Origin of the sequence: Pseudonocardia adelaidensis (genome assembly GCF_039543345.1) — a bacterium.
Classification (GTDB): Bacteria; Actinomycetota; Actinomycetes; order Mycobacteriales; family Pseudonocardiaceae; genus Pseudonocardia; species Pseudonocardia adelaidensis.
Genome location: NZ_BAABJO010000054.1, coordinates 1 through 20957 on the forward strand (window position 1 = coordinate 1; position 20957 = coordinate 20957).

Consider the following 20957-nt stretch of genomic DNA (forward strand, 5'->3'; position numbering starts at 1 on the left):
AGTTACGCCCAATGCGCAGCTGAGGAGCGCGGTCAGTGGCCCACGGACGGCCCACAATGGCGGTCCATCCGGCGGCGTCGAGCAGTCGGGCGCTAAGGGCGGCGACGACCGGGCGCGGCGGCGGTCAGCCTCGTACCGCGGGTGCTGGCGGGCAGACCTGGGGAACGCCCTACCCATGACTAGGGACGTCCCATTGATGGCGGGTGTTAGCCAGATGGCATCTTCGGGCGCTCTACGCAAACGTACCCCTTGTAGGAGACGCTCGACCGGGCGCGCGTATCTCAGCGAGGCGATCACCCGCCGGGCGGCAGGTCTTTTCTACGGACGCGTTCTCACTGACCGCTACGGCGGTGAATCGGAAGCGGAGTCGTATCTCGAACAGCTCCGAAACCTACAGCGCCCCGCATAAGTCCCCATTGAATCTCACCATACGGCGGTCCACCGAGGGCTTTATGTGGCGTCAGTAGCCGCATGCCTCGCCGACCACCGTCGTGCCCGTTCAATGAGCTCCACCGCATCCCCGCCTCGGGCGAGCGGTACCGGCCGCCGCCACTGTAGTCGGGCTGCGACAGCACCGGCGACACCGCGACCCGCCTCGTCATCGTCGGCGCCCGCGCTCAGTCGCTCGGCTAGCTGGCAGGCGTACCCGGGCGCCCGACTGTGGGGTACGCCGGCTTCGTCGAAGATGACCTGTCTCCTAGGCTCCGAGGGTGGATCGAGGGCTCAGGGACCGGCTGGCCGGGTTCGTGCGGTACCGGCACGAGCACCTCAAGGGGGATGTTCGCCAGCGGCCAGGCGGCGGGAAGGAAGTTCCTCGCGCAACTGCCGGACGTGCCGGCCACCGCATGACGGGCCAGAACCTCCACCATCTCGTCCGTCCGGGGATGTCGGCTTGGTCACGACCTCGCCGCGCGCCGCACTGACGCGCAGGACCACCGGCCGCTAAGCACCACAGGGATTCTCGGCGTCGGGACGCGAACGGGCCGGCTGTCGCATCGCCACGCACCCGTGTGCGCGCACAGCTCCCGCGCGGGCGGAATCCTTCGCTCCGCGGTGCCACCTCACCGCGCGCACGTCGGCGCCGCGGGCAACCCGCGACCGGCCATCTCATGTTTACGGGTCGTTGATCCGGCGGCGCCTACGATCTTGGCAGTTCATCGGGTCGACGATCAGAAGCCTGCCCAAGCGCCAGGCGTTGTACCTCATGAGGGGGCTATGACGACCAGAATTGTCAGAAGGCGGGCCCTGCTGTGAGAACCAGCGATCACTCGAAGGGCCGCGTCACTGTCGCACCGGCTCCGCGCCGGGCTCCGGCCCCGGACCAACCCCTCCGGATCGTGTTCGGGCAGCGCACCTTCTCCGACCAGCACGCCTGGCACGACCTGCTCGACCGCTGGCGGGCCGAGCCGCGTCTCGCCGCGCTGGCCGAGCGTGTCGTCGTCGAGACGGTCGTACAGAACGGACTCACGGAACGGTTGTGCATCGGTGATCCGCCTGTGGACGTCGTCGTGCCGATGATGTCGGAAGTCACCGCTACGGCGATCCGCTCCGGCACCTTCGGGCTGATCCAGCAGTTCGGCTCCGGTGTGGACCGCATCGATCTACCCGCCGCCCAGGCCGCTGGCGTGTGGGTCGCCAACATGCCTGGGCTCACCGCGGTGCACGTGGCCGAGCACGCCGTCGCGCTGCTGCTCGCCCTGGCCCGCCGCCTGCCCGAGGCGGACGCCGGCTTCGCCCCTGGAGGTTGGGGATCTCCGGCCGGCCGCTCCTTGGTCGGCGCCCGCGTGTGCATCGTGGGACTGGGTGCCATCGGCACCGCGATCGCGGCCCGACTGGCCGCCTTCGATGTCGAACTCGTGGGCATTCGGCGGACCCCGCCAAGGCTCGAGACCACCGCCGGTCCCGTCCGCAGGGTCCTCGGCCTGGACTCCCTGCACGCCGAGCTCGCCCGCGCCGACGCGGTGATCATCGCCGCCAACCACGAGCGCGGTCGACCCCCGGTCATCGACCGCGCCGCTATCGCGGCGATGAAGCCAGGCGCGCTGCTGGTCAACATCGCCCGGGGCGCACTACTCGAAGACACCGCCGCGGCCGAGGCCGTTCGCTCCGGCCACCTGGACGGGCTGGCCCTCGACGTCTTCCCGACCGAGCCGTATCCCGAGGCGGGTCCCCTCCGTGGTCACCCGCGGATCATCACCACAGCACATACCGCCGCGCTCACCGACGGCTACTTCCAGCGCGCCGGAACCCGGCTCGCGGACGCCGTCCGCCGGTACCTCGACCGTCTCCCACCCGACGGTCTCGTCCAACCAACCTGATCGGCCCTACCCGGGATGGCGTCGAATGCGCTGCGTTCAGCGGCCGCTGTCATCGCGTTTCTCGGTGACCTCGGCGAACGCGGCCCTGTGCGGCTCGAGGTGCGCGCTGCGAACCTCGCCGCCGGAATGACGCTCGCCAGGCAGTACGACACACTCCGGCAGCCCGGGAAGAGCCGGCTCCGGGACCTGCACGCAGCTCTCGACAAGGCAGTGATCGCCGCCTATGGCTTCACCACCGACGAGGACCTGCTGACGCAGCTGTTCGCGCTCAACATCGACCTGGTAGCTGACCCTGAGACCGCACGCGGGCCGGCCCGATCAATGCCCCGGTCGTGGCTACGGCTTCGGCATGATCCACAGTGGCCTCAGCTTCTCGATCATCTCTCGGACCAGCGCCGGCACGGTGTCCCAGCTCGTCGCGTTGCGCACGACATCCCGTGCGACCTCCCGTAGCTCCGGGTCGCCTCAGCCAGACGAGTGAGCGTCCCTTACTACAGGATTTTGTCACTATGTCACTGCACCTCGCCTGACCTGCGGAAACGAGAGTGACAGCGCAAGTGACAGCCCCTCATGCCTGTCACTCAACCGCCTCGGACCAGGGGAAACGTGTGTGACACCCTCCGGCACCCGGCCTGCGGGTCGCCGACACGTCGCGCCGAGTGGGCGCATCCGCGCCCGCCCCGTGGGCTTGGCCCACGGATGGCCCACGGACAGTCGGCCATAGCCGGTGCGAGCCGGACACCACGGGACACACGAGAGCGGCCCCTGACCCGCGTTTCCGCAGGTCGGGGGCCGTTACCCCGGGTGTGGCGGGTGAAGGATTCGAACCTTCGTAGGCTGAGCCGACAGATTTACAGTGCAGTCCCGCCCCGGTCCTCGCACTCACCCTCACCTGCACACAGCCCGCGGTCGACATGGCAGCACGCCCGTCTTGCCGCACATTTGCCGCCAACAGCGCTGCATGGGCTGTCGCTCCACTGCGGGGCCGAACCGCCTATCCCCGCTTTTCAGGTGGCGAGCTGTGCCGCCCGGCACCGGATCGGTGTGATCCGGCTGGTCGCCGTGCTCACCACCGTCTGGCTCGGCTGCTTCGCTCTCGGTGCCCAGCTCGTCGCCCCGGTGCCCGTCGCGGCGAGGAGCGCTGCCGCCAGCGTCTACGAGGCCGCTCAGCAGGTCGTCGCGATCCTGCATGACCAACAGATCTTCGACGAGCAGGCGGCCACCGATGCGTTGCGCGACGTCCCGGATGCGAGCCTGCTCACCGCGCTACGCGGCAAGGACGTCGTCCCTCACCTACGTCGAGCGACGGGCGCTCGGCGCTGGAGAACCCGGAGTTCGCGCCGACGATCACGCCGGTCCTCGACGAGGGCACCCGCCGCCTCGCCGGTGCCGGCTTCGGCGCCCGCAGCGGCGCCGGCTTCGAGGTGAGCACCCCGACCTACGCGGTGTCGGGCGACGACGAGACTGCGCCCGGGACCGGCCGCAACGTCATCGCGCAGACCCGCACCGGAGACCCCGGCCGCGTCGTGATGATCGGCGCCCATCTGGACTCTGTCCCGGCGGGCCCGGGCATCGTCGACAACGGCTCGGGCGTGGCGAGTCTGCTGGAAATCGCGACCCGGCTCGACTCCGAACCAACGGTGCAGAACACGGTGCGGTTCGCGTTCTTCGGCCACGAGGAGACCGGCTCCCAGGGCGCGAGCGGTTACGTCGATGGCCTGTCCGCCGACGACCACGAGAAGATCAAGCTGTATCTCAATGTGGACATGGTGGCCTCGCCGAACGCCGGCTACATGGTGCAGGGCGGCAGGGGCAGTGACCGCGAGACCGCCGGCCCCGCGGGGTCGGCCACGATCGGGCAGATGCTCGCTCACCAGCTGGCCAAGACCGGGGTGACCGCCCCAGAGATCATCGAATTCGTCGGGGACGACGAATCGCCGTTCATTGAGGCGGGCATCCCGGTCGGCGGCGCCGAGAACGGCGACGCTCAGGAGAAGACGACTGAGCAGGCCACAGCCTGGGGCGGGCAGGCCGGCCAAGTCTATGACCGCTGCTACCACCAGGCTTGTGACCGCATCGACAACGTCAACCGCGAGGTCCTCAACCACTACCTGCGGGCACTCGCCGGCACACTCGCCCACTTCGCGACATCCACCGACGAACTGCGTTGACTCTCCGCGCGCCGCGCAGCCGTGACTGTCAGCTGCAGTACGGCGGCCGCATCGCGACCGAGGGAGGGAATCACCGCCCCGGCGAGATGAGATGCGGCCCGCGTGGACCGGCGCCACGTAATGCCGCTAGAGCCTGTCCTCAAAGCAGGTCCGGCTGATCTGCTTGATCTTGGTTTGTGGTCCGTAGGCATGAGCTGACCGATGAGCAGTGGCAGGTCATCGAGTCGCTGCTGCCACCGTCGGGGACGAAGGGCGGCCCCGGGTCGATGACCGCCGGGTGATCAACGGGATGCTGTTCAAGGCCAAGACCGGCGTTGCCTGGCGGGACCCCGTCCGCGCCGATTCGGTACGGGCTGGCGAACGGCGAAGGGGGTCCAGGTGCCAGCCTCCTCGTTACATCACCCGACCTACGCAGACGTCTGCGCGAGAGCGCCGCGGGCGAACGCGTACCGAAGGAACCAACGGTTCATCTGGCGTTGCAGGGCACGGTCGCCGTGGACGGTGACTCCGGGGTGCTGCTGCAGCTGGGACCAGGTCAGGTCACCGAGCCACCAACGAGTGACCTCGGCTGTCGACGCCGCGAGCCACAGGTCCACCGGCGCACCGGTGTCCTCACGGCACAGGTCGACCTTCGTCTTGGACAGATGCAGCCAGAAGTACCGGTCGCGCGGCGGTCGGTCGGTGAACTCCAGGGCCAGGACCACGGCGCGCTCGGGCAGGGCATCGACATCGACTCGACGTTGCATGTCCCACGTGAGCGCCGTGGTGTCGAGGTCGTCCTCCGACAAGGCGGCGCTCTCGGTCGTCATCGCCCACCGGGCCAGTTCACGGACGATCGGGGCGAGGGCCAGCCCGGCGTCGGTGAGCTCGTAGCGGCGGTCTGACACGGCGACGAGGCCAGCGGCGCGAAGGGTGCGCAATCTGCTGGCCAGCGTGGCCGGTGGGATGCGGGGGATCCCGCGACGGATGTCGCCGAACTTGACCGGCCCGGCCAGCATTTCGCGCACGATCAGCAGGGTCCACCGCTCGCCGACCACATCGAGTGCTCGTGCGACCGCGCAGAACTGCCCGTACCCCTTCACCGGTCCAGGCTAACTACACCCACCCGGAAGTCTGCTTCAAATCTTGAAGCTGCACACATGCGACCTGCTGTCGATGATCAATGTGGGCCGGGTGGATCAACACAGATTGACGTACGAGGCGGGTCCGGTGTGTGCGGCGACCGCGCCGCTCGAGGGCGGCTCCGCCGCATTCGGCACCGCGCGGCTCACCGCCTCGACCCGGACCGGCCGGTTGGGGTTTCCACCATGCATCCTCCAGTGGCGTCGTTGCTGGTAGGCGAACGTTCGACTACGTGGCCGCTGCGGAGGCCGCTGCTACCGCGCCTCCGCTGCGGGCGTCCAGGCCCGCAGATCCACGCCCAGCAGGGGCGGCGTCGAGGTCGACCGGGCCGAGCGCTGATCGGCCGTGAGGTCCGGCTGATCGCCCTTGCATGGGTCACGACCAGCGGCTGGAGATTCGCACGTGCCGGGGTGGGTGCGCAGGAGCTCGAGCATGACCTTCAACCGCTACTCGGGTTCCCGCGGGCGTGGGCGAGGTCAATCTCGACGGTTCGCGCCCCGGCGATTGCAGCGGCGCGGCGATGCTGCAGGTCCGGCGTGATGAACTGATCGTGCGTTGTGACGATCACCAGCGTCGGGAGCGTGGACGCGCGCCAGGTGATCACGAACGTCGACGCCGGCAACGAGGTCTGCATGCTCCGGAGTGCCCAGCGGAGAACGTCGGCACGATCTTCAGAACGGACTCGCGACGACAAGGGAGCGGCGGCCGGGTTGGACAGCACGGCACTGCAGATGGCGATCGGTCTCGCAATCGGCGGCACCGCGGTCAGCATCGGCCTCGGTGGCGTTGCGGCGAACGAGGCCGCCGTCGACGTGGTGCGACAGGCGGTGTGGCCACGGCAGCCTCACCGCCATCACCGTGCCACTCGTCGGCGCCGCGATCATCGCGCTCCGGCTGCCCGGGCGATCCCGACCGGACTCTGCGGCACGAGGAACAGCTCAGCCCCCGGCAACCGTTGATGATTGTCAGATGGACCCTGAGCTCAAACACCTGCGGTACTTCGTCGCCGTCGCCGAGACGCTGAGCTTCACCGCTGCGGCGCGGTCCCTGTACGTCTCGCAGCAGGCCGTCAGCCGCATCATCCAGCAGCTCGAGCGCGAGCTCGGCGTCCGGCTGCTCGATCGCACGACTCGCACGGTGGAACTCACCGCCGCGGGGCGGGCGTTGCTCGCCTCGGCGAAGCGCTCGATCGCCACCGTCGAAGACGCCTTCGCGGAAGCGCGCCGAGACGGGCGGAATGGCCTCACCCGCCCGCTGCGAGTCGATCTCTCCTCGGCCGGCCTGCGAACACCCGCGATGATCCTGCGCCGCATGCGACGCGACCACCGTCGAGTTCCCCTCCATCTGTTAGAAGACGGGGTACCTCGGGGACTGGTCGCGCTCCAGGAGGGCCGCCTCGATGCCTTGCTCGGCCTGGCCACCGCCTGCCCGCCCTCCATACGCAGCGAACTGATCCGTCACGAGCCCGTCCTCCTCGCCATGGCACCATCGCACCGCCTCGCCCGGCTCGACGCCGTACCTGTCGCACAGCTGGCCGGAGCCGAGATGCTGCTGCCCACCGAGGCCGCCGCCGCGGAGTGGGTGGACTTCGTACACCGATTCTGCGCCCAAGCCGGTGTGCTCCCCCGTCGATGGCCCGGCGCCACCCACGGATCGGCTGCCGCCGCCGACGTCCTGCGTGAACTTGACGTCGTGACCCCGACCGCCGAGTGGGCCGATCCACCGGCGGATCTCATCTTCAGACCGCTCGTCGACCCCACTCCCGCCCTCGCTTGGTCGATCATGATCTCGCCCGTTGCCGAGGGTCGTGCCGAGCTCGATTTACTCCTACAGGCCGTGCGGGCGGTCCACAATGACGAAGAATAATCGGAGGATCCACGACGCCGGCGCACGTTTCGCCCACACGAATGAACGCGGAAGACACCGTCAACGAGCACTTCAAAGACCCGATGCTCGCCTACTGCGGCTGCACCGCCGAGTCTTGGCCGCGATCCTGCGCCGCGGCAACACCGGCGCGAACCCGCCGCGCGCTCAGTCGCCGTGATCCAGCAGCTCGAGCGCGAGCTCGATGTCGGGTTGTTTGAGCGCACCACGCGCTCAGTACAGCTCACCTCCGCCGGCGAGGCCATGCTCGCCTGGACCCGGCGTTCGACGGGCGCCGCGGACGAGGCGATCAACGCCGCCCGCCACGCAGACTTGGGGTGACGACGTGCCCACCCCATGTCTGGTTCAAATTTTGAACTGCGGGTTCCCTGCTCGCAGGCCGAAGCTCGCGGGCATGGACACGTCACCCCCCGCGCCTCGTACCGTCCTGGATCGGATCGGCGATACTGCATTGCTGCCGCTGCGCCGGCTCGAACCGCGAAACGGATCTCGGATCCTGCTCAAACTCGAGGACCGCAATCCAACCGGAAGCATCAAGGATCGGATGGCGCTGGCAATGATCGAGGCCGCAGAAGCCGACGGCCGGCTGCGGCCGGGTGGCAGGGTCGTCGAGTACACCGGTGGCAGCACAGGTGTCTCGCTCGCTCTGGTCTGCGCTGTCAAGGGATACCACCTCGACATCGTCAGCTCGGACGCGTTCGCCGCCGAGAAGCTCGCCCACATGCGGGCGCTCGGCGCCGAGGTGCATGTGATCGCCAGTGATGGGGGCCGCATGACGGAGAAGCTCACGCGTGACATGGTTGAAGCGGCCCGGACCATCACGGCGAACAACGGCGGCTTCTGGACCGACCAGCTCAACAACACCGACCAGCTGCGTGCCTACCACACGATGGCCGACGAGATCTGGGCTCAGACCGACGGTGAGCTGGCTGCGTTCGTGCAGATCGTCGGTACCGCCGCCTCGCTGCGGGGCAACGCCGAGAGGCTGCGGAAGTACGACGACTCGATCACCGTGGTCGCGATCGAACCCGCCGAGTCCGCTGTCCTGTCCGGGCGCCCGACCGGCGCGCACAAGATCGACGGAGTCGGTGCCGGGTTCGTCGTACCGTTGTGGCACGAAGAGGTAGCCGACACGATCGAGCTGGTGTCCACAGAAGAGGCGACAGCGATGGCGGCCCGGCTCGCTCAGCAGGAAGGACTGTTCGCCGGCACGTCGACGGGAGCCAACGTCCTCGTCGCCCTGCGCATAGCCGAACGGCTTCCCCCGAATTCGACGGTCGTCACGGTGATGTGTGACACGGGGATGAAATACCTGAGCAAATGAGTGCCCATGCCACGACGGCAGGCCTGCACTCTTCCAAGCGTTTGGCGACGAGCTCGGCGAGTGCCCGTGCGTGACAGAGAAGCGGTGTGCACCAGCAACCCAGGCCATACGCCGGCGCAACTCGGCAGCTGGACAGCAGATGGGGTTGCTCGAACAGCCAAGCCTTGTACTTCTCGATCATTTGCGCAGCCAGGTGTTCGTCCTGGTGTCGCATGAACGACGCTCTTGACGCCAATGCACAATAGCGCCGCGCCCTCCTTCACCCAAGACGCGATGGACAAGATGGTCAACCGTTGCCGCGGCCGAGCTGTTCCTCAGGTCACACGTTCCGGACGGACCTGGCCGGGGAGGCCGACCGCGACGACTGCGGCCCCCACGAGCGGCAGGACGGTGGCGGCGAGGCCGCCGAGCCAGACTGCCCGCTGGGCGGCCTCTGCACCGGCCTCGCCGGGTGCAGCGCCACCGAGGCCGATGCTGACCGCCGTGCCGACGAGGGCGAGGCCGATCGCCCCGCCGATCTGGAGGGCTGAGTTGTTCAGCCCGGCCGCAGCCCCCCTGTCGTCAGCCGCGACGGCGTGCACGCCGCCGATCGTGGCTGCGGGGTAGGCCAGCCCCATACCGATCCCGAAACTCACCACCGTGGCGGTGGTAACCAGCCATGTCCCGTTGGAAGCCCGCAGGGCGAGCAGGAGAGCGTCGCCGAAGGCGACCGTGACCAGTCCGCCGGCGTACACCGCCCGCAATCCGAGCCGGTCGATCAGGAACGGAGCCAGGCAGCGCGAGACGACGACGCACAGAACGCTGCCCGGCACCAACGTCAACGCCGTCTGCCAGGGGGTGCGATGCAGCACGTCCTGGAGGTAGAGCGTGACGATGTAGGAGACGCCGAACGGCGCGGCGAGCACGGTCGACGCGGCGACGTCGGCGGCGATGATGCCACGCGTGAGCAACTGCTTCGGCACCAGCGGCGCGCTCGCCCTCCGCTCGACCGCGAAGAACACGCCGAACAGGACGAATGCGGTGGCGATCGGCACGCCGACGCCGGGAACGGCCGTGTCGGGGCTCCCGGCCCGGGTGACTCCGAAGGTCAGCAGGACGGCGACCGCGGTGATGGTGACCCCACCGGTGAGGTCGTACCCGCCGGCACGGTGTCGCGGTGACCGCGGGACGGCGCGCACAGCGGCGAGCAACGTCAACGCCACGGCGGGCACCTTGGCCAGGAAGATCCACCGCCACGAGAACCCGCTGGTGATCACGCCGCCGAGAACGAGCCCGGCGGTGAAGCCGCTCGCCGCCGCAGCGGAGAAGATGCCGAACGCCTTGGTCCGTGCCCGGTCGTCGACGAACGTCGTGGCCAGGACCGCGACCGCAGCCGGCACCGTCAGCGCGGCGCCGACGCCTTGGACCGCTCGCGCGCCGACGAGGACGGCGGTGTCGGTGGCCAGCCCGCAGGCGAGGGAGGCCACCCCGAAGACGCCGAGCCCGGTGAGCAGGACGGGCCGAGCCCCGAGCAGGTCGCTCGCCCGGCCACCGAGGAGCAGGAAACCCCCGTACGTGACGACGTACGCGGCCGCGATCCAGGGCAGCGTGCTGGTCGGCACCTGCAGGCTCTCCTGGATGCTCGGCAACGCGATCTGGGTGATGGACAGGTCGAGCGCGTCGAAGAAGATCGTCGCCGACATCACCGCGAGGACAAGCCCAGCGGATTCGCGAACTCGGTGCATGTGGTGACGCTAATGAACTCAGTCACCCATCGGGAAACACCGATTTCTTGGCGATTCACAACGTTCGCATGTGAACGGCCTCGGAATCGGTGTTTCCGCGGCGAACGCCATCGGATCTACCGTCCGTCTTGCGCTGCCCCGATCGAAGGGATTCCCGCAGATGCCCGTTACCACCGCAGCCGGAACCGACGTCCACTACACCGCAACCGGCGCGGGCAGGGGCCTGGTCCTCGTCCACGGCACCAGCATGGATGCCGCGTCGAACTTCGGCCACCTGCTCGAGCAGTTCGCCGATCACAACACCGTGATCACCCCGGACTGTGCCGGCAGCGGCCGAACGACCGCGCCACCCGGGGAGCTGACCGTGGATCTGCTGGTGGAGCAGGTGGCAGCCGTCGCCACCCACGCCGCAACCGGCCCCGTCGACATTGTGGGCTTCTCGCTCGGAGCCGTCGTCGCGGCCCGCCTTTCCGCCCTGCGGCCCGAGCTGGTGCGACGGCTGGTGCTGGTCGCGGGCTGGACGCACAGCGCGGACGCGCGGCTGCGGCTCGGGTTGGAGACCTGGGCACGTGTACTCGACGTCGATCCCGAACTGGCCTCTGCCCAGGCTCCGTTGCTGGCCTTCAGCCCCGGCTTCCTCAGTGGACTCGGCGAGGACGGGCTGGCTCAGCTCCGCAACGGGAAGTCGGCCCCCGGCACCCGGCGCCAGATCGACCTGTGTCTGGGGGTGGACATCCGCCGGGATCTCCCTCGCATCAACGCCCCCACGTTGGTGGTCGGCTGCACGCTCGACCACCTCATCCCGGTCGAACACGCCCGCGACCTGCATCGGGCCATCCCGCACAGCTTCTATCTCGAATTGCACAGCGGACATGTCGTCTTCCACGAGAAGCCGGTGGAAGTAGTTGCAGCAATCCGCGACTTCCTGACCGACGATCGCGCGCGGTGAGGCACACGTTCGTCAGCAACCGCCGACAGACTGGGCGCCAGCCGCGGAGAGGGAATCGAAGTGAACGCGTTCTCGGGGTCGATTGCCGACGAACGGGAGCGAGAACCCGTCCTTGTGTATCACGAAGTCCTGATGGCCGCCGGCTCCCGACCGGGACGCTGCGACCGCCTCGCGGGACAACCGATCAGATCGACGCTCGTCCCCGTCAGGGCCGTCGTGGGCACGGTCGGTCGGCCCATGCAGTTCAACCAGCGCTTTCAACCACTCACCGAATCGTCGCGACTGCGGCTGGACCGTCTCGCCAATCACGTGGCACACGGCGGGTCAGTGCCTCCGGTCCGACTCCTGCGCATCGGCGAGCTGTACTTCGTCCTCGACGGCCACCATCGCATCGCACTCACGCGAGCGTCCGACAAACACGCCATCGCTGCCTCGGTACAGCCGGTGTGCACGGTCGCCTCGGTCGAGTTCGGTCTGCAGCGCGAGCAGCTACCCCTCAAAGCCGCCGAACGCGACTTCCTCCGAGCTGTCCCCCTTCCAGACGCCGCCACGACCCAGATCCGGCTCCCCCGCCCAGCGGACTATCGAGCGCTGGCCGACCGAGCTCGGCAGTGGTGCCGATTCCATGGCTTGGATCACGGCGCCGAGGATGCCCCGCTGCCGCCTGCGGCAGCCGCGGCGTGGTGGCACCTCGCGGTAAGGCCCGATGCCCGAAGTCAACCCGCCACCCCCGCAGCACTCTCCGCTGCCACCTACCTCGCGCAGCCACACGACTAGCCTAGTCAACTAGCAATGCGATCTTGAATACGAGTTAGCCGATCAGCTGTAGGATTCCCGCCCGGCTGGCTTCGGCCCTTCGCGCTCTGCGGAGACCGGGAACGCTGAGGGTCGAGGCGAGAACCGCTCGAGGATGACGCGCCGTCCTGATCGGGGCGAGCACGGCCTCAAGTCGAGGTATCTGAGGCCCCTCAACGCCCTCCTCAGGCATGTAGCCCCTGCCCCGCGCTACGACAGCCGGGCGAGAGGCCCTACCTCAGCGGAGGACCGCCATGAAGGTCCGTGTCTACCACAACGGCGACGACGTCTTCATCGCGTGGAAACCCGACGGCTTCATTCCGGACTGTCGCGGATTCGCCCTGATGCGCCGCCGGAACGGGATCGAGGAGACCGTCAGCACCTGGGTCGGCTTCGAGGACGACCAGGCCGCGGACGGGGAGCGACGGGCGTCCATCAACTGGCCGATCCAGAAGTACCAGTGGACCGACTACATGGCCGACCCCGGCGACCGGCTGCAGTACCGCGTGCTGCCGATGGTCGGCCCGAACAAGCAGAACCTGCGCCCCGATCCGGAATCGGTCAGCGACTGGACGGATGAGTTCACCCTCAGCCACGAGGTCTCCCCCGGGATCGAAGCCCTGTTCAACCGGGGGATCGTGGCCGCGCAATGGGTGTCCCGGCGCCTGGGCGTCACCGGCCACGCCCTGCAGAACGCCCGCCTGGAGACGGTGATCGCGACCCCCGGTGACCGGTTCCGCGACTACCTCGCCGGGCCGTTGGGCGTACGGCTGTTCGACCTGCTGTCCTCTGCGGCTCGCGAGGACCGTCATGTCTACGCCGCCCTCTACGAGCTCGACGATCCACAGCTGGAGGCGGCCATCACCGGCCTCGGGCAACACGCGCACGTCGTCCTGGCCAACGGCAGCGGCAAGCACCAGGGCGAGGACCAGAACGCCGCCGCCCGCACCGCGCTGCGCGGACAGGTCGACCTGCACGACCGGATGAGCTCACCCCGCGCACTGGGACACAACAAGTTCCTCGTCATCTGCGATCACGGCGACACGCCCCGGTGGGTGTGGACCGGCAGCCAGAACTGGACCATGACCGGGCTGTGCACCCAGGCCAACAACTCCGTCCTGATCGACGACGGGGATCTGGCGGGCCAGTACCGCCACCAGTGGGGGCTGCTGCGCGACGCCGGCGATGCCACACCGCGCAGTCTGCGGGAGGAGAACACCAAGCCGCGTGACGTACCCGTCGAGCCCGCCCGCGTGCGGCTGTGGTTCACCCCCACCGTCGAGCAAGCCGACCTCGCCGATGCCCGCGAGATCATCAACGCGGCCCGCAGCGGCGTGCTGTTCCTGATGTTCAACCCGGGGCCTAGCGGGACCCTGCTCAACACGATCCTCGACCTGGCCCGGTCGGACCACACCGGCCAGCCGCTCTATATCCGCGGCGTGCTCAACCAGGACCCGAGCACGAATACCCACCCGGTGCACCTGTTCGACCAGCAGAACACCCAGCAGGCCGACTTCGAGGTGGTGCTGCCCGCGGCCATCGACGTGCCCACCACGTTCTTCCGTGAGGAGCTGAAGAAGCTGGACCGCGCGTTCGCGATGGTGCACAGCAAGGTCATCCTGATCGATCCGCTCGGGCCCGACCCGGTGGTGCTCACCGGGTCGCACAACCTCGGGCCCAAGGCCAGCGGAACCAACGACGAGAACCTGCTGATCATCCGCAAGGCCCCTGGCCTCGCCGCCGCCTACGCGACCAACATCATGGCCGTTTACAACCAGTACCGCTGGCGCTTCCGACGCCACCTCCAGCCGGCCGGCCTGCGCTGGAAGGGGCTCGTCGACAGCGACCGCTGGCAGCACGGCTACCTGCAACAGGGCAGCACAGCACTACACGAGATCGACTTCTGGGTCGGGGCGTAGCAGCCGACAGCAAGCACCGGTAGTCACTCGGGCTCCCCGCTCGGGTGCCTGGAGAGGAAGATCCACTGTGACCAGGACTGAATTCGAGACGGTGGAGCTGGAATTCACAGCCGCGACCCGCAGCGACGAGCGGAGCCTGGCGGCCGCGGTCACCGTCGCCAACCTGTACTACGCGCAACCGCTGCTGGACTCCCTGGACGTCGGCGTCGATGTCTCGCCGAGCTCGGCCGGGCTGGTGGTAACCACTGTCCAGATGGGTTACGCGCTCGGTTGGTGTTCCTGGTCCCGGTGCGGGACATCGCCCGTCCCCGCCCCTTGCTCGTGTCGCTGACAGGCGTAGCCGCCGCGCTCGCGGCCGGCGCCGCGGCCCACGCTGCCCGTTCTCGCCGGTCATGCCGTGGTGGTCGGCCTCGCCTCGGTGACCGTCACGATGCTGGTGGCACACGCCGCCACCCTCGCCGGCGACGACCAACGCGCCGGGGTGGTCGGTACCCTCCTGGGTGGGCTGCTGCTCGGCGTCCTCGTCGGCCGGGGGTTCGCGGGCGTCGTGGCCGGCCTGCTGGGCTGGCGCGGCGTCTACGCCGTCGCAGCAGTGCTGATGACCGCGACCGCGGTGTTGCTGTACCGCCGCATGTTTCTTGGGAGGTCATCTTGTCATGCACTGGGGGTGGCCCGCCCAGGCGAACGCTGATGCCATCACCGCCGCCGTACAGCGCGCCGAGCGCAGGACCGCCACCCTGGCACCTGTACCGCTTCACCTTCCACACCCTAGTGGGGTTGAGCACCGAAGGGCCGAACGGGGCAACCCTCTGGAGGTTCGGCCGGTGAGTTCGCAAGTCCCACAGAGAAAGCTCGGGTGATCCCGGTGAGGGCCGCGATGTCGTCGCCGATGTTGACAGCACTGGTCACGCAGATGATTGTCAACGGAGACTCCTTCATGACTCCAACCAGTCAATGCGACCGGTCAGGCGCATCAACGCGCCCTCAGCGGGCGTTACTGCGGTGTATGCATTACCCGAGTCGAGATCAAGCACGTGCACGACGGTGCTTCCGATGTGCTCCTGCCAAGAAAGTAGGACGAGCCCTTGGCGAACCGAAACAGCCTCATATTCGACAGTGTCAGAAAATCCGCGATTATCGCCCGCGGTGATTTCGACGGTGAGCTCGCGTTCGGAACGAAACGTGATGCGTGGCGTGAAGGTTGGAAACCTGATCTCAAGCACTCGTCCGACGCGAATCGGCGGTGCGGCCGGCGAACTCATCTCGCGATCACCTTCGCTCAACCGAGCCTTGGCATCGGGCGCTCATTCGGCTTGACCAGCGTCGGACATTCCCGTGCAGTGTCGCAGGAAGGGTAAACGGTAGCCTACAGCGTTGGACCAGATGCACGGCGACGAGAGTATTTTGCGTCCGGCCCGGTCCGATTGTGGCCACTCTCCCTACGGCTCCCAGCAAGGGCAAGAGCAGGCACGCACCAGGCGGGTGCCCGTCTCGAGACTTAAGAAGCGCCGCGCTCGGAGCCCGCTCTGGGCGCCGCCGCCCGGAATACCGCTCTTCCCCAAGGCGAACGTGCTGTCGTTCGGCGCTCAGATGTCCCCGCATAGCAGCTACCTCCCCTACGCTCTCGCCATGTCCGAACTCCAGGACCGATACGAGACCCACACGGAGATGGGATCTTCATGCTCCCATTCGCGTACCGACAGCCTGCCGCTTCGGCTGGCGAGCATCGGTATAGTGATCTGTTGAGTATTCCGCTGGAACTTCGTGCCCAGTAGCCAGTCGTGCGGGTCGCTGCCGGCTGCCCCCGATGTCCCGCGCGAGGCCATGCAGATCCTACGACACAGCAAGATCGCCACCACATGGAGACCGTCACCGAGGTCGTGTCCTCGGTGATACGCGAAGCGCTCCGTGACGTCCACATGGCGGCAATACCACACGGCTCCGCCCACGGCGTTGCCGGTCGCCGGGCAGCGCGGCTCCGCGGGTCAACGACAAGCGCGACGACGAGGCCACCGGGCAGCGTCGGAGGTTCTCCTCGGCGATCCTGCCGGCGTGGTGCCGCAAGTCCCCGAAGATCACCGAAGTGCAGGAAGCCGGACCCCGGGTGTCGAGGCTGCTCGCCACACGTGAGGTGGTAGGTGAACAGCCCGATGCGGATGCCCCCAAGCTCAAACCCGCGCTGAGTCAAGGTGGCGAACCGCGGGCAGCGTCGAATAGGACTCGGCAAGCGGACCGATCCGATCCGAGCGGCCGGCGAAGACCGGCTCACGGTCGACGGTGACCATCGCGGTGTTGGTCTACAGGTCGGGGCTGGTCAGTCGCCAACGCACCGCCATCGGTTACGGAGCACATGCTCGGCGTCCCCTGCTCAAAGGACCCGTGCGCGTGAACAGACAAGGGTGTCATGTGTGACGGTGTCGTCTTGAAGCCCGGCCCGTCCCCGAAGCGACTCCCGCGGCCGCGTAGTAACGCATTGACCGCCGACGGCGAGGGTGTGCGCGTGGCCAGAGTGGGGATCATGCTCATAATGCTGGTGGCTGCCGCGGCGCTCGGCGCGGTTGTCGCGGTGCTGCTCGTCGACACACCTTCAAGGACGACGTCGCCACCGGATGCTGCCACCCCTCCACCGGCGGCACGCTCCGCAACCAGCCCATCACCTTCCCCTGCTCCGCAGCTCGCGCAGGTCGGGCAAACCGCTACCAACGGCGGCATCACGCTTACGGTGACGGCGGCCCGGACCGTCGAATCGATCGACATGAATCAGTCCGGCTTCCGCCCAGGATCGGGCTACGAGACGTACACGAAGACAGAACCGGAGCAGGGTGGATCGTTCGTCGTGATCGAGACCCACGTCACCAACGACGGTCAGTCCAGCCTGGACCTGACATGCAGCTGGCCAATCGATGCGAAACTTGTGGACGACCGAGATCGCAACTTCGATCCAATCGGCGAACTCTACGAGCTGAAGGGCAACCCCGAGTGCAACAAGCAGCTACAACCCGGTTTCGAGGACGAAATGACATACGTCTACCTCGTGCCCGCCGACGCGAAGATCGTCACGTGGGGTTTCCGCGACGTCACGAACCCGTCCGGGTCAAGTAACTTCACACTGATTCGCCTCGACGTCTAGCTACGCCTGCGCCGCCCTTTTGGCGCGCGCGGGCACACCGGCCAACCGGCGGACGACGCATCAGCACGACCTTTGCCCTTCCTGTACACTCAACCGTATGGATACCTGCATTGCGCAGGTGTGCTGCGTTTCTGTGTCCGATTCCCCCTTTGAACACGATCGGTCCGCCTCGGTGCCGCGGGGTGAAGGATCTCGAGCCCCACAGCTCCTTTGCAGGTTTGCATCCCCGTTACCCCGGCCCGCGGGTACATCGCAACCTTCTCGGCGAGCCGCACAGGCGCGTGGGCGAGGTCGTCCGGAGCCGGATCGAGTCGGCGCGCGACGTCCATTACAAGTACGACAAGATCGCGTGATCGGTGGCACCCGGTAAGCCCCGGCGTTGTCTCGCCAGCCGCCAGCTTGCTCATCGGCGAGCTGGACCAGCACGCGAACGCGTCACGATCGCACTGCTCCTTGTGATTCGGCTTCCCAAGGTTGCGACGAATGTCGGCGGCATGCGGCCCCACCCTCTGCCGCACCGGGCACCGGTCCTGCCGTACCACCCGAACACGCTGCCGACTGAGCCCCACCGTTACGCCCTCGAGCACCTGCGCCCCCACCCCTTGCACGACGACGTCGCGCCGCAGGAGCGGCTGGCCACAGCGGCGCACCACCGACGCCGGGACGCCCAACGTCAGTGGCGTCGGCTGCTCCACGCCCTGGTCGCCTACAGCAGGCTGGACGACGACGAACGTGACCGGGTCGCATGGACCCAGCTGGTGACCATCTGGCAGGTCATCGGCCGGCTGCTGCGCGGCGGCCAACCCGCGAGGGTCTACTTCTGCGACGCGGCCTTCGCCCCGCGCACCGCCCGCCGGGCCGAGGACGACACCGACGTCGACGACGAGACCACCAGCCTGCTGCACGCCCGCCCCGGCAGACTGAACCAGGGGCAATGTTTCGTGTTCAGTTCCCCTCGGACACCAGAACGTTGGATGCCTCCGACAACTCCGGCACTGTATCAGAATCCGCTTGAACACGCGGATGTAGCAGTCACACCCCGCCGGTGGGCGTCGTGACCAACGCCATCGTCGCGCCCCTGCTGCTCTCGACGAGTCGCCCGTCACCACCGGTCCAGACACCGGACGCCCGACCAACGCACTCCATCCGAGCAACGGCCACACATCGCCGCCTTCCTGCTCACGCAGGCTCGCGGTCAGCGGCTCGGCGCGAAGCCGACCCCGGATTGCCGAGCGCGTTCACGAACCCGGCAGGGCGGGGGCCTGCGCTGCAATCCCAGCCCCGGCCCGAGGACCTCCTGGGCCTCGAGCGAGTGCGTGAGACACACCCACTCCGCCCGGAGGTCCTCCCTAGATCGAGCCGACACGCTGCACCAACTGTCAACAACGTCTTGAGTCACGACACCTAGAGGCACCGCTGATCGCAGGCGGCCGCATCATCTTCTAGATGTCGAGTAAATCAGCCAGCTGCCGTCGTCTTGCCGCAGGAGGGTTAGCTCCCATTCAGCGGATTCCGGCCCGGTAGTAGTCGCACTCACAGTTGCGATGTCTGCGTCGATTTCGGCGAAGGTTCGTTCATTGATGGCAAGCGTTGCTCCTGGTGGGAGTAGAGAGTGGTTGGCCGCCAAGAACTGCGGGCGGACGGACTCGTCGACGGCCTCCGCCTGATCGCTGATCGATGTCGACTCTACCGCCCGCTCCAGGCCGCGCCAGTCCATTGGTAAGCCTTCAAGGCGCAGGAGGGTAGACCCGAAACAATGCCCATGAGTAGAACGGCAATAGCTGCGACGACAAGTAGCGGTCTCGCCGAGGTTCGAGGATTGAGGTCGGCGTTGCACCTGAGCCAGTTCATCGCTCGCGTCCCGCGGCCTCTTCGACTTGCGCCGTCACCGCTTCAATGACGTTCGTGTCACCGCCTCGACCCATACCCGCCATGACGTCCCGCACGTCGGCCGGTCGCTCTTCACCAGTCAGGGTGGTAGTCGGAGGTCGGCTCTCGCCTCATTGAAGTAGCTGGCGCGGTGTTCATCCCAGTTCATCTGCAAATCCTCGAGCGCCTTGATGGACACACGCCCTTTCCCGTCGAGTTCCGCACGAAGGTGATCGACAACGATCATGAGGCCTTCCGCGGTCATGCGCAGGCGCGACGAATCAGTCGCTAAGCAGACACGGTTCCAGTCTGCGAGGACGGCTTCCCTGGCCTCGTCGCGCTCGTCCTGATCGTCGCTGGTGAGTGCGGTCCCTTTCTCTACTCGACGTGCTTGCGCTTCTAGTCGGCGGCGTCGGACGGCGCATGTGGCACGAAAGTCGTTATATGTAAGGCGACGTTGCTCTCGCCACTCGGCCCGTGTCTCTCGGCTTGGAAGCAATGAAGGGCATCATAAGTGCGACGGCTGCAGCGAATTTGGATTTCGCAATGCCGCCGATCGTCCTCGTGTCGTCATAGCAGCTTCGAATCTTGGCTGTCCCGACGTCTCTGATTGGAGGGAGATGTGCCGTCCGGAGATACCGGGGAAATCGATGATTAGTGCATGCTGGCTAAGATCAAGAGGTAGCGTCCTGCTCGCTGAGCTCACAGCACCGCGGCGTAGTCTGCAGGCGTGATCGAGCGCGCGCCCTTCGGGGCGACCGGACATGAGTCGTCGCGGGCAATCTTCGGCGCGGCCGCCTTGGGGAGCGTCTCGAAGCGGGACGCGGACCGCACGCTCGAGCTGCTGCTTGAGCACGGCGTCAACCACATCGACGTCGCGGCGTCCTACGGCGACGCCGAGCTCCGTATCGCGACATGGCTGCGTCGCCACCCGGGCGAGTTCTTCGTGGCGACCAAGACCGGCGAACGCGGCTACGCTGGCGCGCGAGAGCAGATCCGCCGCTCGCTCGACCGCCTCGGCGTCGATCAGATTGACTCGATCCAGCTGCACAACCTCGTCGACGTGATCGAGTGGGACACGGCGCTCAGCGCCGGCGGCGCGCTCGAGGCGGCGATCGAGGCCCGCGAGGAGGGTCTCGTGCGCTTCATCGGCGTCACCGGCCACGGCCTCTCGGTCCCCGAGATGCACCGCCGGAGCCTCGAGCGCTTCCCGTTCGACTCCGTGCTCTGCCCGTACAACTACGTCCAGATGCAGGACCCGCGCTACGCGCAGACGTTCGACAACCTGGCGGAGGTATGCGCCGAGCGCAACGTCGCCCTTCAGACGATCAAGAGTCTTGCGTGGCGGCGTTGGGACGGTCGCACGAGCACCACCGCGACCTGGTACGAGCCGCTGCGCGACCAGGCCGACATCGACCTCGCCGCGCACTGGGTGCTGGGAAACCCGCAGATGTTCCTGCTCACCACCGGCGACGTCGAGATCCTCCCGCGACTGCTCGATGCCGTCGAGCGCTATCAACAGCGCCCGCCTGACGACCGGATGGCGTCGCTCGCTCGCGAGCGTGACCTCACGCCATTGTTCATCTGAAGAAGTTCGCGTCAGGGGATCGCAGCTCGTCGGCTCACGGCCGGCCCCAGGCGGACGACGGCGGCGCGGCTACGCGCATTTATCGCAGCTACGGCACCACTGGCCCGACACGTCCTTGCTTGGTACATGTGCTCCGGCGGTGACCCTGGGGAGACCGGACGAGC

21 protein-coding genes and 1 pseudogene are annotated in these 20957 nt (G+C 67.6%); 16 read left to right on the forward strand and 6 right to left on the reverse strand.

Annotation, left to right across the window (positions count from 1 at the left end):
• Positions 1-1337: 1337 nt before the first annotated feature.
• From ABEA81_RS40350 to ABEA81_RS40370, 5 genes and pseudogenes are all read left to right on the forward strand, one after another.
• Positions 1338-2318, forward strand: coding sequence for an NAD(P)-dependent oxidoreductase (locus ABEA81_RS40350; protein WP_345613044.1), 981 nt, complete (start codon positions 1338-1340; stop codon positions 2316-2318).
• A 15-nt stretch (positions 2319-2333) separates the two neighbouring features.
• Positions 2334-2771: a type IIL restriction-modification enzyme MmeI gene (locus ABEA81_RS40355; RefSeq protein WP_345613046.1), complete on the forward strand. Its 438-nt coding sequence runs from the start codon at positions 2334-2336 to the stop codon at positions 2769-2771.
• Positions 2772-3329: 558 nt separating this feature from the next.
• A complete protein-coding gene (locus ABEA81_RS40360) occupies positions 3330-3746 on the forward strand; it encodes a hypothetical protein (RefSeq protein WP_345613048.1) in 417 nt (138 codons plus the stop codon).
• Complete coding sequence (locus tag ABEA81_RS40365; protein WP_345613050.1) at positions 3743-4489, forward strand: M20/M25/M40 family metallo-hydrolase; 747 nt, start codon at positions 3743-3745, stop codon at positions 4487-4489. Before ABEA81_RS40360 ends, ABEA81_RS40365 begins: the two co-directional genes overlap by 4 nt.
• A gap of 176 nt (positions 4490-4665) precedes the next feature.
• A pseudogene (locus ABEA81_RS40370) lies at positions 4666-4852 on the forward strand (transposase); the annotation flags it as partial.
• Positions 4853-4896: 44 nt separating this feature from the next.
• Here the strand turns inward: ABEA81_RS40370 and ABEA81_RS40375 are convergent.
• Both ABEA81_RS40375 and ABEA81_RS40380 read right to left on the reverse strand, forming a co-directional pair.
• Entirely contained in the window at positions 4897-5526 is a 630-nt protein-coding gene (locus tag ABEA81_RS40375) for a winged helix-turn-helix transcriptional regulator (RefSeq protein WP_345613052.1), read from the reverse strand.
• Positions 5527-6050: 524 nt separating this feature from the next.
• Positions 6051-6383, reverse strand: coding sequence for a hypothetical protein (locus tag ABEA81_RS40380; RefSeq protein ID WP_345613054.1), 333 nt, complete (start codon positions 6381-6383; stop codon positions 6051-6053).
• A 197-nt stretch (positions 6384-6580) separates the two neighbouring features.
• On the opposite strand from ABEA81_RS40380, the gene ABEA81_RS40385 reads away from it, so the two are divergent.
• The 3 genes from ABEA81_RS40385 to ABEA81_RS40395 all read left to right on the forward strand — a co-directional run bounded on the left by ABEA81_RS40385 (position 6581) and on the right by ABEA81_RS40395 (position 8819).
• Positions 6581-7477, forward strand: a complete 897-nt coding sequence (locus ABEA81_RS40385) for a LysR family transcriptional regulator (protein WP_345613056.1) — start codon at positions 6581-6583, stop codon at positions 7475-7477.
• Between the two features lie 174 nt (positions 7478-7651).
• Positions 7652-7816 carry a LysR family transcriptional regulator gene (locus tag ABEA81_RS42905; RefSeq protein ID WP_425570864.1) on the forward strand — a complete coding sequence of 55 codons (165 nt, stop codon included), beginning with the start codon at positions 7652-7654 and terminating at the stop codon, positions 7814-7816.
• A gap of 73 nt (positions 7817-7889) precedes the next feature.
• On the forward strand, positions 7890-8819 hold the full coding sequence (locus ABEA81_RS40395; protein WP_345613058.1) for a PLP-dependent cysteine synthase family protein: 930 nt from the start codon (positions 7890-7892) through the stop codon (positions 8817-8819).
• Here the strand turns inward: ABEA81_RS40395 and ABEA81_RS42910 are convergent.
• Both ABEA81_RS42910 and ABEA81_RS40400 read right to left on the reverse strand, forming a co-directional pair.
• On the reverse strand, positions 8776-9033 hold the full coding sequence (locus ABEA81_RS42910) for a DUF4326 domain-containing protein (protein ID WP_425570866.1): 258 nt from the start codon (positions 9031-9033) through the stop codon (positions 8776-8778). The genes ABEA81_RS40395 and ABEA81_RS42910 overlap by 44 nt on opposite strands.
• A gap of 100 nt (positions 9034-9133) precedes the next feature.
• The gene (locus tag ABEA81_RS40400) at positions 9134-10501 is read right to left on the reverse strand and encodes an MFS transporter (protein WP_345613060.1); all 1368 of its coding nucleotides are present in this window, start codon (positions 10499-10501) and stop codon (positions 9134-9136) included.
• Between the two features lie 112 nt (positions 10502-10613).
• Between ABEA81_RS40400 and ABEA81_RS40405 the strand changes: the two genes are divergently transcribed.
• The 5 genes from ABEA81_RS40405 (at position 10614) to ABEA81_RS40425 (ending at position 14897) form a co-directional block, all read left to right on the forward strand.
• Positions 10614-11492 (forward strand): alpha/beta fold hydrolase, encoded by an 879-nt coding sequence (locus ABEA81_RS40405; protein ID WP_345613062.1) that lies wholly within the window; start codon positions 10614-10616, stop codon positions 11490-11492.
• A 60-nt stretch (positions 11493-11552) separates the two neighbouring features.
• Positions 11553-12269, forward strand: a complete 717-nt coding sequence (locus tag ABEA81_RS40410; RefSeq protein WP_345613064.1) for a hypothetical protein — start codon at positions 11553-11555, stop codon at positions 12267-12269.
• Positions 12270-12541: 272 nt separating this feature from the next.
• Positions 12542-14206, forward strand: coding sequence for a phospholipase D-like domain-containing protein (locus ABEA81_RS40415; RefSeq protein WP_345613066.1), 1665 nt, complete (start codon positions 12542-12544; stop codon positions 14204-14206).
• 67 nt (positions 14207-14273) lie between these two features.
• Complete coding sequence (locus tag ABEA81_RS40420; RefSeq protein WP_345613068.1) at positions 14274-14537, forward strand: hypothetical protein; 264 nt, start codon at positions 14274-14276, stop codon at positions 14535-14537.
• Between the two features lie 66 nt (positions 14538-14603).
• Positions 14604-14897: a hypothetical protein gene (locus tag ABEA81_RS40425; protein WP_345613070.1), complete on the forward strand. Its 294-nt coding sequence runs from the start codon at positions 14604-14606 to the stop codon at positions 14895-14897.
• Between the two features lie 244 nt (positions 14898-15141).
• On the opposite strand, the gene ABEA81_RS40430 is transcribed toward ABEA81_RS40425, so the two are convergent.
• Positions 15142-15468, reverse strand: a complete 327-nt coding sequence (locus tag ABEA81_RS40430) for a MoaF-related domain-containing protein (RefSeq protein WP_345613072.1) — start codon at positions 15466-15468, stop codon at positions 15142-15144.
• A gap of 1265 nt (positions 15469-16733) precedes the next feature.
• Between ABEA81_RS40430 and ABEA81_RS40435 the strand changes: the two genes are divergently transcribed.
• Both ABEA81_RS40435 and ABEA81_RS40440 read left to right on the forward strand, forming a co-directional pair.
• Complete coding sequence (locus ABEA81_RS40435; protein WP_345613075.1) at positions 16734-17336, forward strand: DUF4352 domain-containing protein; 603 nt, start codon at positions 16734-16736, stop codon at positions 17334-17336.
• Between the two features lie 602 nt (positions 17337-17938).
• Complete coding sequence (locus ABEA81_RS40440; RefSeq protein ID WP_345613077.1) at positions 17939-18394, forward strand: hypothetical protein; 456 nt, start codon at positions 17939-17941, stop codon at positions 18392-18394.
• Between the two features lie 911 nt (positions 18395-19305).
• Here the strand turns inward: ABEA81_RS40440 and ABEA81_RS40445 are convergent.
• On the reverse strand, positions 19306-19452 hold the full coding sequence (locus ABEA81_RS40445; protein WP_345613078.1) for a hypothetical protein: 147 nt from the start codon (positions 19450-19452) through the stop codon (positions 19306-19308).
• A 483-nt stretch (positions 19453-19935) separates the two neighbouring features.
• Between ABEA81_RS40445 and ABEA81_RS40450 the strand changes: the two genes are divergently transcribed.
• Complete coding sequence (locus tag ABEA81_RS40450) at positions 19936-20793, forward strand: aldo/keto reductase (RefSeq protein ID WP_345613080.1); 858 nt, start codon at positions 19936-19938, stop codon at positions 20791-20793.
• The last annotated feature ends 164 nt before the right edge of the window (positions 20794-20957 follow it).

Excerpts from the sequence above, each read along its gene's own strand:
- ABEA81_RS40355 (WP_345613046.1), top strand. The coding sequence starts at position 2,334 with ATGGCGTCGAATGCGCTGCGTTCAGCGGCCGCTGTCATCGCGTTTCTC.
- ABEA81_RS40380 (WP_345613054.1), bottom strand. The coding sequence starts at position 6,383 with ATGCTGACCGCGGTGCCGCCGATTGCGAGACCGATCGCCATCTGCAGT.
- ABEA81_RS40385 (WP_345613056.1), top strand. The coding sequence starts at position 6,581 with ATGGACCCTGAGCTCAAACACCTGCGGTACTTCGTCGCCGTCGCCGAG.
- ABEA81_RS40395 (WP_345613058.1), top strand. The coding sequence starts at position 7,890 with ATGGACACGTCACCCCCCGCGCCTCGTACCGTCCTGGATCGGATCGGC.
- ABEA81_RS42910 (WP_425570866.1), bottom strand. The coding sequence starts at position 9,033 with ATGCGACACCAGGACGAACACCTGGCTGCGCAAATGATCGAGAAGTAC.
- ABEA81_RS40400 (WP_345613060.1), bottom strand. The coding sequence starts at position 10,501 with ATGTCGGCGACGATCTTCTTCGACGCGCTCGACCTGTCCATCACCCAG.
- ABEA81_RS40415 (WP_345613066.1), top strand. The coding sequence starts at position 12,542 with ATGAAGGTCCGTGTCTACCACAACGGCGACGACGTCTTCATCGCGTGG.
- ABEA81_RS40430 (WP_345613072.1), bottom strand. The coding sequence starts at position 15,468 with ATGAGTTCGCCGGCCGCACCGCCGATTCGCGTCGGACGAGTGCTTGAG.
- ABEA81_RS40435 (WP_345613075.1), top strand. The coding sequence starts at position 16,734 with ATGCTGGTGGCTGCCGCGGCGCTCGGCGCGGTTGTCGCGGTGCTGCTC.
- ABEA81_RS40445 (WP_345613078.1), bottom strand. The coding sequence starts at position 19,452 with ATGATCGTTGTCGATCACCTTCGTGCGGAACTCGACGGGAAAGGGCGT.